The organism is Streptomyces sp. NPDC006879, from assembly GCF_042869595.1.
Lineage (GTDB): Bacteria > Actinomycetota > Actinomycetes > Streptomycetales > Streptomycetaceae > Streptomyces.
In genome coordinates this window covers 75442-85591 of sequence record NZ_JBIAGC010000026.1, presented here as the reverse complement: position 1 = coordinate 85591, position 10150 = coordinate 75442, and the positions used below count along the sequence as shown (strand labels likewise).

8 protein-coding genes and 1 pseudogene are annotated in these 10150 nt (G+C 70.4%); 5 read left to right on the top strand and 4 right to left on the bottom strand.

Annotated elements, in window-relative coordinates:
• Positions 1–91: 91 nt before the first annotated feature.
• Positions 92–772: an ABC transporter ATP-binding protein gene (locus ACFYMC_RS19805; protein WP_388526761.1), complete on the bottom strand. Its 681-nt coding sequence runs from the start codon at positions 770–772 to the stop codon at positions 92–94.
• Positions 769–1845, bottom strand: coding sequence for an ABC transporter permease (locus ACFYMC_RS19800; protein ID WP_388526758.1), 1077 nt, complete (start codon positions 1843–1845; stop codon positions 769–771). Before ACFYMC_RS19800 ends, ACFYMC_RS19805 begins: the two co-directional genes overlap by 4 nt.
• A gap of 360 nt (positions 1846–2205) precedes the next feature.
• Between ACFYMC_RS19800 and ACFYMC_RS19795 the strand changes: the two genes are divergently transcribed.
• The 3 genes from ACFYMC_RS19795 (at position 2206) to ACFYMC_RS19785 (ending at position 5046) form a co-directional block, all read left to right on the top strand.
• Positions 2206–3066 carry an NPP1 family protein gene (locus tag ACFYMC_RS19795; RefSeq protein ID WP_388526757.1) on the top strand — a complete coding sequence of 287 codons (861 nt, stop codon included), beginning with the start codon at positions 2206–2208 and terminating at the stop codon, positions 3064–3066.
• Between the two features lie 193 nt (positions 3067–3259).
• Positions 3260–4420 carry a sensor histidine kinase gene (locus ACFYMC_RS19790; protein ID WP_388526754.1) on the top strand — a complete coding sequence of 387 codons (1161 nt, stop codon included), beginning with the start codon at positions 3260–3262 and terminating at the stop codon, positions 4418–4420.
• Positions 4417–5046, top strand: a complete 630-nt coding sequence (locus ACFYMC_RS19785) for a response regulator (protein ID WP_388526751.1) — start codon at positions 4417–4419, stop codon at positions 5044–5046. The genes ACFYMC_RS19790 and ACFYMC_RS19785 overlap by 4 nt, the downstream gene beginning before the upstream one ends.
• Positions 5047–5087: 41 nt before the next feature.
• On the opposite strand, the gene ACFYMC_RS19780 is transcribed toward ACFYMC_RS19785, so the two are convergent.
• Both ACFYMC_RS19780 and ACFYMC_RS19775 read right to left on the bottom strand, forming a co-directional pair.
• A complete protein-coding gene (locus tag ACFYMC_RS19780; RefSeq protein ID WP_388526748.1) occupies positions 5088–6560 on the bottom strand; it encodes a PLP-dependent aminotransferase family protein in 1473 nt (490 codons plus the stop codon).
• 329 nt (positions 6561–6889) lie between these two features.
• A pseudogene (locus ACFYMC_RS19775) lies at positions 6890–7189 on the bottom strand (DUF5955 family protein); the annotation flags it as partial.
• Positions 7190–7388: 199 nt separating this feature from the next.
• Here ACFYMC_RS19775 and ACFYMC_RS19770 point away from each other — a divergent pair.
• Both ACFYMC_RS19770 and aceB read left to right on the top strand, forming a co-directional pair.
• Positions 7389–8006 (top strand): NTP transferase domain-containing protein, encoded by a 618-nt coding sequence (locus ACFYMC_RS19770; protein WP_388526745.1) that lies wholly within the window; start codon positions 7389–7391, stop codon positions 8004–8006.
• 286 nt (positions 8007–8292) lie between these two features.
• Positions 8293–9915: a malate synthase A gene (gene aceB, locus ACFYMC_RS19765; protein ID WP_388526743.1), complete on the top strand. Its 1623-nt coding sequence runs from the start codon at positions 8293–8295 to the stop codon at positions 9913–9915.
• The last annotated feature ends 235 nt before the right edge of the window (positions 9916–10150 follow it).

Here is a 10150-nt window from a genome sequence, read left to right as displayed (position 1 = left end):
ACCGCAGCCATTTCGTCCGGAGTCACACACCCACAACGCGACACACAACCCGAAGGACACGCACCACCAAACACGACCTGACCAAGCACTACTAGGCGGCCACGGCCCCAGTGAGCCGGCCGTCGTCCATCGTCACCGTCGCGTCCATCCGCTCCAGATGCGTCCGGTCGTGGGTGACCATGACGGTGGCGGTCTCCCGCTCCCGCGTCAGGCGCACCAGGAGGTCGAGCACCGCCCGCCCACTCTCGTGGTCCAAAGCACTGGTCGGCTCGTCCACCAGCAGCACCGACGGTTCGTTCATCAAGGCCCGGGCGATGTTCACCCGCTGGCGCTGGCCTCCGGAGAGCTGGTGCGGGCGACGGTGGGCCTGACCGGCCAGACCCACCGCGTCCAGCAGTTCCAGCGCCCGCGCCCGATGCGCCCGAGGTGGCCTCCCGGCCAGGTGCACCATGACCAACAGCTGCTCGATGCAGGAAAGCGAGGGCAACAGGTTGGGCTGCTGGAAGACGATCCCGATGCGATCGCGGCGAAGGGTCGACCGCTGCGCCGCAGTCAGTTGCGAGGTGTCCTGCCCGCCCACGATCACCCGTCCGGCATCGGGGAGCACCAGTGTCGCCGCCACCGCCAGGAGAGAGGACTTCCCGGAGCCGGACGGGCCGATCACGGCTGTCAGCGTGCCGGAGGGAACGGACAGCCCGACCGCGTCCAGCGCGGTCAGCCGCCCATCTCCGTCGGGGTAGGTCAAGGTCACATCTGACAGCAACAGACTCATCGTGCGCTCCCGAGAGCGGTGAGGGGGTCGACGGCGGTGATGCGCCGAATGGACAGCGCGGCGCCGAGCGCCCCGAGGAGGATCATCACGGCCGCCGGGACGAGCACGGTCGAGGCATCAAGCACGAAGGGCACGTCACCGCCACCGATCAACGCCCCCAGGGCCGCCGCGAGTGCGGTGCCCAGCGCGGTACCGGCGGCGAGCATCACCACCGCCTGCCCGAGGGCGTCCCGCAGGAGGTAGGGCGTGGAGGCGCCGAGTGCCTTGAGAACCGCCACGTCCCCACTGCGCTGGATGGTCCAGACCGTGAAGAAGGCACCGATGACCAGGGCCGAAATGGCGAACAAGAACCCCCGCATGAGCTGGAGCGATCCGTTTTCCGCCTGGTAGGAGCCGATTGCGCCCAAGGCCTGCGACAGTGTGAGCGATCGTGTACCGGCAGCTGCGTCGCCAGCCGTGAGGTCCGCGTCCGCGCTGGTCCGCAGGGCGATCACGGTGGCCTGCGCGGGACCGGACCTCGGGCCGGAGAGCTCCTGCCAGTCCTCCAGCGCGACCCACACCACGGGGGTGTGGCTGAAGGACGCTGCGCCCGCGACGGCCCCGACCCGGGCCTCCAGGGAACCGATACGGAGCTCGCCGCCCACCTGGGCATCGAGTTCCGCCGCGGCCTTTTCGGAGAGGACCACGCTCCCTGGGGTCAACGTGCCGGGTGCGAGGTCACTTCGGGGTTCCACTCCGAAGGCGGTCACAGCGACGGTCCGCTCACCGACCACGGCGTTGAGGGTACGGATCCCTACCGGTTGCGCGGTGAGCACCCCCGGCCGGGCCTGCCATGCTCGCCACGCGCGCTCGGGAACCGAGGACTGCGTGAAGGAAGGTTGTTGACCGTCGGGCGGGGCGGCGAAGGCGAGCCGGTCGGCCGGCAGGCCGGTGACGGCTGAGACGTTCTCCCGGGCAAGGCCCGCGGTCAGTCCCGACAACAGTCCCACGAGCAGCGTGATCAGCACCACGACCGTGCCCATGAGCGCGAACCGCCCTTTGGCGAACCGCAGATCTCTCCATGCGACGAACATGCTTCCAGCCTCGCCGTCCGGAAGGGGGGCGGGCATCGCGCTGACGACGAGAGCCCGGGATCGAAGGGCGGAGGGGAAAATCAACCTTTCGATTGACGGGCGCCGTCGCCACGGCCGAGGCGCGCAGCCGGAGCTTGTACGCGTTGGCACCCCACGGGCTCCGGGGCTGGCCAAACGTCGCCCGTCACACTGCAACATCACCGAACACGGTCACCGGGTGCAGACAAGAGGCGTGGACCCCGCCACACTGCGGTGTGACCTTGCACGTCGGCGGGCCGACCCCGCCGACATCCGCTCGACCCAACCAAACTGACGCTACGTCAGTCCAGCGGGGTGTCGACCCCCGGAAGGAAGCGGAACATGCGAAACCTCCCGCCGAACGCCTCCGCGCACGAAGAATGCGGCCCCACCACAGCAACGGGGCAAAAGCCCGACCCCGCTTCCCCCAAGCGACTGCGCTCACGCGTCGGCGCCGTCGTGAGTGCCTCGGCCCTACTGGTCCTCACCTCCGCGACAGCGGCCCACGCCGACCCACCGGGCCATCTGCCGCAGCGAGCCGGAGGCTACGAGCAGTCCTTCTCCCCGGCCTTCGACTACGACGGCGACGGCTGCTACGCCACCCCGGCCATCGGACCGGACGGCACCCTGGCCCCGGGCCTGAAGACCACCGGCGCCATCAACGGCAACTGCCACGACCGATCCGACCTCGACAACTCCCAGACCTATGCACGTTCGGCCTGCAACAACGGCTGGTGCGCCATCGTCTACGCCGGGTACTTCGAGAAGGACCAAGCCGTGCACGGCAGTGGCCTGGGCGGCCACCGGCACGATTGGGAGCACGTCATCTCGTGGGTCAACCAGGCCTCAAACCGAGTGGAGTACGTCTCGACCACCCAGCACAGCACCGTGAAGACCTACCCCCGCTCCCAAGTGCGCTTCGACGGGTCACACCCCAAGGTCGTATACCACAAGGACGGCGCCGGCACGCACTTCTTCCGCCTCGCGAACGGCAACGACGAACCGCCGGAGAACCACTACCACGACTGGCGCTACCCACCGCTCGTGGACTGGAGCGGCTGGCCCAGCAGTTGGCTCCGCGACCGGCTCATGAACGCGGACTTCGGGGCCGCCACCATCAAGATCACCGATCGGGACAACCGGTTTGCGGCCCTCCTGAACAACTCCAAACCCGGCAGCATCCCCTTCGACCCCTGGGCGTGACGAGGGCATGATCCGTCGGGGCCGTCCCGTGATCCGCGGTGGATCAGCGCACGGCGTCGGATGGGCCCACACACACAAACGCTGGGGCATCCCTCAAACCGGCATCAGCGTGGTCCAACGACGCAGCGAGGCGCCACGGCTGGCGCCGCACACCCGCCGGGCATCGCGGGACAGCCCTTAGGCTGGAACAGCCATGCGATCCCGCCCCACCACACCCGTCTCGCGCATCCTGCGACTGTGCCTCCACGGCCTGCTGCTCGGCCTACTCGTCGTCGCGGCAGCCCGCACCACGGCCGATTCCGGTTCCCTGGTACCCGTCGTGGCCGCCTGCGCGGTCATGGGCGTGGTCTACCTGGTGGGCGTGCGCACTCCGGCCGTCCACCGCTCCGTGGGTGCCGCCGCCGGCTGGCTGGCGGCTCTGGGTGCCGCCTGGCTGCTGCTCCTCGCGCTCACGCCGGACGCACTGTGGTTGGCCTTCCCCCTGTACTTCCTCCAACTGCACCTGCTGCCGCTGCGCTGGGCGCTACCCGCCGTGGCGCTCACCGCGGGCGCCGCGATCGCCGGGTACACCCTCCAGGTCACCCCCTTCAACCCCGGCGCCTTCCTCGGACCGACGCTCGGCGCCGCCGTCGCCGTGGCCGTCGCCCTCGGTTACCAGGCTCTGTACCGCGAGAGCGAGCGCCGCCGTGAGCTCATCGAGGAGCTCATGAGCACCCGCGCCGAACTGGCCGCCGCCGAACGCGAGGCCGGGATCCTGACCGAACGGGAACGGCTGGCCCGGGAGATCCACGACACCCTGGCGCAGGGGCTGTCCTCGATCCAGCTCCTGCTGCGTGCGGCCGAGCGGACGCTACCGCAAGACGCGGCGGCCCTCGGGCACATCCGCCGGGCTCGTGAAGCCGCACAGGACAATCTCGTGGAGGCACGGCAGTTCGTGCGCGCCCTCACCCCGCCTGACCTCGTCACCGGTTCCCTGCCCGCCGCTCTCGAACGTCTATGCGAAGCCCACCCCGGGGCGCGGTTCTCGGTGGCCGGCTCCGCGACGGAGCTGCCCACCCCGTACGAGGTGGCCCTGTTGCGCATCGCCCAGTCCGCGCTCTCCAATGTGACCCGGCACGCCAGGGCCGACCGTGCGGAGATCACTCTGACGTTCATGGACGGGTCGGTGACCCTCGACATCGTCGACGACGGACGCGGCTTCGACCCGACCCGCACGCCGAGCGGCGACGGCGGCTTCGGCCTCCCCGCGATGCGGGCACGCGCCCAGAGCCTGGGCGGCACCTTCACCGTGGAGACCGCCCCCGGCCAGGGGACCGCCGTAGCCGTCGCCCTCCCCCTGAAGGAGCCCGCATGAGCATCCGCCTGCTGCTTGCCGATGACCACCCGGTGGTACGGGCCGGCCTGCGCGCCGTCCTGGACACCGAACCCGACTTCACGGTCGTGGCCGAGGCCACCACCGCCGAGCAGGCCGTGGCGCTCGCCGCATCAGAGCAGTTGGACGTGGTCTTGATGGACCTCCAGTTCGGATCCGGGATGCACGGTTCGGCGGCGACCGCACGGATCACGGGGCGACCGGGAGCACCCCGGGTCCTAGTCCTGACCACCTACGACACGGACGCAGACATCCTTGCCGCCGTGGAAGCCGGGGCCTCCGGTTACCTCCTCAAGGACGCGCCGCCCGAAGAGCTCGCGGCAGCCGTGCGAACCGCGGCGGCCGGCCAGTCCGCACTGGCCCCGGCCGTGGCACTACGACTGATGGACCGGATGCGCGCGCCGGCGGAGTCACTTACCAAGCGCGAGCTGGAGGTCCTCCAACTGGTGGCGGACGGCCTGTCCAACCACCAGATCAGCAAGCGGCTCTTCCTGAGCCAGGCGACCGTGAAGTCCCACCTGGTGCACATCTACGCCAAGCTCGGCGTGGACTCGCGCACCGCGGCCGTCGCCACTGCCGCCGCCCGCCGCCTGATCCGCACACCGTAGCGTGCCGCCGCGACTCGACCCCGCTCCCTTCTGGCCGCCGCCTACGCGACCCAGCTGGGTGTCGGCTGCGCCGGGGTGAGCGGCAGACCGTCGTGGAAGGCGCGGGCGAGGCGCAGCACACCCTCCTCCAGCCGGTCCCCTGGCAGCGTGTACGGAAGGCGCACCCGGTGCTCGAACGTGCCGGTGTCCACGCCGAAGCGGTTGCCCCCGCTGATCCGCACGCCCACGCCGCGGGCCCGTTGTGCCAGTGCCGCGCTCACCGGCCGGCCTAGGTCCACCCACAGGGACAGACCACCGGGTGGGGTACGCCAGGACCAGGCGGGTGCATGCCGTTCCAACGCCCCGAGCAGCGCGGTCCGCTGCTCCCTCAGCCGCCGCAAGCGGCCCGGCAGTACGTCGTCCATGCCGCGCAGCAGCGCCACCGCCAGCAGCTGGTCGAAGACCGACCCCGCCATGTCCGCCGTCACGCGTACGGCTGCGAGTTCGGTCACGAGCTTGCCGGTGGCTCGGATCCACCCCACCCGCAGTCCGCCCCAGTGGGTCTTGCTCAACGACCCGAGCGTCAACACGTGGTCCCCTGCCCCGCGGGCGGCCAGCGCGGCGGTGGGGCCGGGCGCCGCGGTGTCCAGCGCGAGTTCCGCCATGGTCTCGTCTACCACCAGCCACGCTCCCACCCGCCGGGTGGCGGCCAGCAGCCGCAGTCGCTGCTCCGGTGGCATCAGCAGACCCGTCGGGTTGTGGAAGTCGGGGATGGAGTACACCACCCGTGGCGCGACTTGGCGCAGCGTGGATTCGGCGACGTCCAGGTCCCATCCGTCCTGCGAGACGGCGATCGAGGCGTTGCGCAGCCCTGCTTGGCGCAGTGCGTCCAAGGCGTTGGCGTAGGTGGGGTTCTCCGTCATCACCCGGTCGCCCGCCCGGCACAGCAACCCCAGCACCAGGGTCAGGCCCTGCTGCGCGCCGGAGGTGACCAGGATCTGGTCCGCCCGTGTGGGCAGACCCCGCCGGGTGTAGCGCGCGGCGATCTCCGCTCGGAGCTCGTGCAGTCCGTACGGGTGGTAGCCCGGCGTGGCCGAGAACTCCACCAGGCGTGTCGCCGCCCATGCGACGGCCGGCTCGAAAACGGCATCGGGCGCCCCCATCGTGGCGATGGCGAGGTCGATCACCTCTCCGTCGACCTCGCCGGTGAGGGCGTGCACCCCGGTGGGCCGGTGGCCTTCTGGAAGTGCGGTCCAGGTTCCCGCGCCGCGCCGGCTGCGTGCGTATCCGCCTTCCCGGAGCAGGTCATAGGCCGCGGTCACGGTGGCGCGACTGGCTGCCAGGACCTCGGCCAGCTCCCGCTCGGCCGGTAGCCGCACCCGCAGGGAGATCCGGCCGTCGAGGATCAAGGTCCCGATGGCCTGGGCCAAGCCCCGGTAGCCGGGTCGCCCCCGGACCTCGGCCGGCAGCAGCGCCACGAGCTGTCGACTGCCCAGGGTCCGGACGGAAGCAGTCCCTGGCGGTCCACCCGCCATACCAACCTCCCTCTATCCATCATGCCAACAAGAGCCAACCACGCTAGTTCTACCCGTTTGGACTGCCATAGGGTAACCAAAGCGTGGACAGTGGCCTCGCAATGGAGGCTTTGAAGACCAGCCGCCGGCATACCGCCGCCGATCGTGCAAGGCGGGGAGCACGTCGAGCAGGAGCCGGGTTGAAGGAGCTCCTTTCAGCCTCCGGACTCGCTCACGGAGGTCGGCCCCGGCAACTCCGCCGCGGCGGATGCGACGCTTCCCATCGAGGGCGTCAGGGTGGGCCGGACATCCGGGGCTGACGGGTCCGCGGACCTGCCGTCCGCCCCCGTCCGGCTCGCTGGCAGGCCGAACCCCTCTATGGCCGAACGCACTTCGGCAAGGGGCTCTGACAACGCGCTCATCGAGCCGATCGCACCGGCGATCAGGAGGAGCGACCGTCGCAGTCGAGCCACCTCCGGCGCCCCACCGGCCGTCATGGCGTACAGCGCCGCAAGCTCGTCCTCGGCGATGGTCCGGTCAGTGAACTCGCCCGGGTATCCGGCCAGTGCACGGCGGAGCCGGGACACGGCCCGGCATAAGTCGGCGACCGCCGGGTCATCACCACTCACACCCAGCTGGCGCCGCCCCACACGTCCGCTGCCCACACCCACCAACACAGCCCCCTCACACCGCTACCCGCCCACCCGCCGAGGGCGCCCGCCGGGCTGCCGCCCGAGGGTGCGCGGGCCAGTTAACCCACCCCGCGCCCGCGGCGCCAGCTTGCCGCCGGAAATTCAGCTCTACGGTCCTTGTACCGCCGTCGGGAGGCAGCGGTGGTATGCAGTCCCCATGCCTTCGAATCACTCCGCGCGCCCGGACTCACCCAAGGTCGCAGGCCTGCTACTCGCGGCCGGCGGTGGCCGACGGCTGGGAGGTCACCCCAAGGCGCTCCTGGTCCACGAGGGCCGCCCGCTGGTCGAGCACGCCCTCAGCAGCCTGCGCAAGGGGGGCTGCTGGCCGCTGCACGTGGTCCTGGGTGCCGCTGCCACCGAGGTACGGGCGCGTGCCGACCTCGGCGACTGCGTCGTGTCGGAGAATCCCGACTGGCAGGAGGGAATGGGTTCCTCGTTGCGCGTCGGTCTGGCCGCGCTCGCTGACGGTGGGTGCGACGCGGCGCTCGTCAGTCTGGTCGACCAGCCCGGCATCGGCCCCGACGCCGTTGCTCGGGTACGCGCCGCCTACCGCTCGCCTCAGAGCCTGGTGGCCGCCTCGTACGGGGGCCGGCGCGGCCACCCGGTGCTCTTCGGTGCCGCGCGGTGGCCCGACATCACGGCGACGGCTCTCGGGGACCGGGGCGCCCGGGACCATCTGACCCGCCATTCGGCGGACATCACCCTGGTGGAGTGCGCGGACATCGCCGAGCCGTATGACATCGACGTTCCGGCGGACCTCGACCGGCTCCGCTGAGGCGTACCGCACACCGGGGAGCGGGTAGTGACCGTGGTGGCACTCAGAGCCACCCGGGGGCCGTTTGGCGGCACTTGTGTCGACCAGAAGAATCTCGACATCAACAAACCATTGAACTTCCACCATGAGGAAATTACTATCCACTGGTCAGAAGCGCCCTGTACCCTAGACGGCGCCCGCGACCGCGTACCGGAACCTCGCACCACGACGGCACTGCGTGCCGCGCAGTGCCCGCGCAAGTGCATTCCAGCGGCCGCCAGGCACCGCCGCTGAAGGAGTGACCGTCATGTCAGCACCAGCGCCGTCCTCGCTGGCCATCGTCGATGCCGACCCCCTGCCACGGCAGGACGAAGTCCTCACCGAAGCGGCACTCGCCTTCGTGGCCGAGCTGCACCGGCGTTTCACCCCACGCCGGGACGAGCTCCTCGCCCGCCGCGCCGAGCGCCGCGCCGAGATCGCCCGCACCTCCCACCTCGACTTCCTCCCGGACACCGCACAGGTCCGCGAGGGCGACTGGAAGGTGGCCCCGGCCCAGGCCGCACTGAACGACCGGCGCGTGGAGATCACCGGCCCGACCGACCGGAAGATGACCATCAACGCCCTGAACTCGGGCGCCAAGGTCTGGCTCGCCGACTTCGAGGACGCATCCGCTCCCACCTGGGAGAACGTCATCCTCGGCCAGCTCAACCTCATGGACGCCTACGCGGGTCGGATCGACTTCACCGACGACCGCAGCGGCAAGTCGTACCGCCTGCGCCCCGCGGACGAGCTCGCCACCGTGGTGATGCGTCCGCGCGGCTGGCACCTCAACGAGCGCCACCTGCAACTCGACGGGGTGGCCGTGCCCGGGGCCCTCGTCGACTTCGGCCTCTACTTCTTCCACAACGCCCGAACGCTGATCGACCTCGGCAAGGGACCCTACTTCTACCTGCCCAAGACGGAATCCCACCTGGAGGCTCGCCTCTGGAACGAGATCTTCGTCTTCGCCCAGGACTACGTCGGCATCCCACAGGGCACCGTCCGGGCCACCGTCCTGATCGAAACCATCACGGCAGCCTACGAGATGGAAGAGATCCTCTACGAACTGCGTGATCATGCCGCCGGGTTGAACGCGGGACGCTGGGACTACCTCTTCTCCATCGTCAAGAACTTCCGCGACGGCGGACAGAAGTTCGTGCTGCCCGACCGCAACGCGGTGACGATGACAGCTCCGTTCATGCGCGCGTACACCGAACTCCTCGTCCGGACCTGCCACAAGCGCGGTGCACACGCCATCGGCGGCATGGCCGCCTTCATCCCCTCCCGCCGGGACGCCGAGGTCAACAAGGTCGCCTTCGAAAAGGTCAAGGCCGACAAGGACCGGGAGGCCGCTGACGGCTTCGACGGCTCCTGGGTCGCCCACCCGGACCTGGTCCCGATCGCCATGGCCTCCTTCGACGCGGTCCTCGGCGACGAGCCCAACCAGAAGGACCGGTTGCGCGAGGACGTCGCGGTCGCCCCGGGCGACCTGACCGCCATCGACTCCCTCGACGCCCGCCCCACCTTCGGGGGCTTGCGCAACGCCGTGCAGGTCGGGATCCGCTACATCGAAGCCTGGCTGCGCGGCCTCGGCGCCGTCGCCATCTTCAACCTGATGGAGGACGCGGCCACCGCTGAGATCTCACGTTCACAGATCTGGCAGTGGATCAACGCGGGGGTGGTCTTCGAGGACGGCCGAGCCGCCACCGCCGAGCTCGTCCGCGCCGTCGCGGCGGAGGAACTCGCCGCCATCCGAGCGGAGATCGGCGAGGATGCCTTCGCCGCCGGTGCTTGGCAGCAGGCCCACGACCTACTGCTCCAGGTATCCCTGGACACCGACTACGTGGACTTCCTCACCCTGCCCGCCTACGAACAGCTGACCGCTCGCTGAGCCGCGCCGGCAGCGACCGGGCGGAGCGCCACCCCGCACCCACCGGGCGTGTCATCGGATCGCCCCGGACACGCCAGGGGCGTGTCCGGGGCGATCCGGACATCGCGGTTTTCGGCCAGCGTCCGGAGGCTGCCCGAGAGCTCCTACCCCGGAACAAGCCGGACCACCGGTGCCCCCGACGCCCACCGACGGCGCCGGGGGCACCTCCATGCCCTGCCCCGCTCACGGCCCACCA

Excerpts from the sequence above, each read along its gene's own strand:
- ACFYMC_RS19770 (WP_388526745.1), top strand. The coding sequence starts at position 7,389 with ATGCCTTCGAATCACTCCGCGCGCCCGGACTCACCCAAGGTCGCAGGC.
- ACFYMC_RS19795 (WP_388526757.1), top strand. The coding sequence starts at position 2,206 with ATGCGAAACCTCCCGCCGAACGCCTCCGCGCACGAAGAATGCGGCCCC.
- ACFYMC_RS19790 (WP_388526754.1), top strand. The coding sequence starts at position 3,260 with ATGCGATCCCGCCCCACCACACCCGTCTCGCGCATCCTGCGACTGTGC.
- aceB (WP_388526743.1), top strand. The coding sequence starts at position 8,293 with ATGTCAGCACCAGCGCCGTCCTCGCTGGCCATCGTCGATGCCGACCCC.
- ACFYMC_RS19785 (WP_388526751.1), top strand. The coding sequence starts at position 4,417 with ATGAGCATCCGCCTGCTGCTTGCCGATGACCACCCGGTGGTACGGGCC.
- ACFYMC_RS19780 (WP_388526748.1), bottom strand. The coding sequence starts at position 6,560 with ATGGCGGGTGGACCGCCAGGGACTGCTTCCGTCCGGACCCTGGGCAGT.
- ACFYMC_RS19805 (WP_388526761.1), bottom strand. The coding sequence starts at position 772 with ATGAGTCTGTTGCTGTCAGATGTGACCTTGACCTACCCCGACGGAGAT.
- ACFYMC_RS19800 (WP_388526758.1), bottom strand. The coding sequence starts at position 1,845 with ATGTTCGTCGCATGGAGAGATCTGCGGTTCGCCAAAGGGCGGTTCGCG.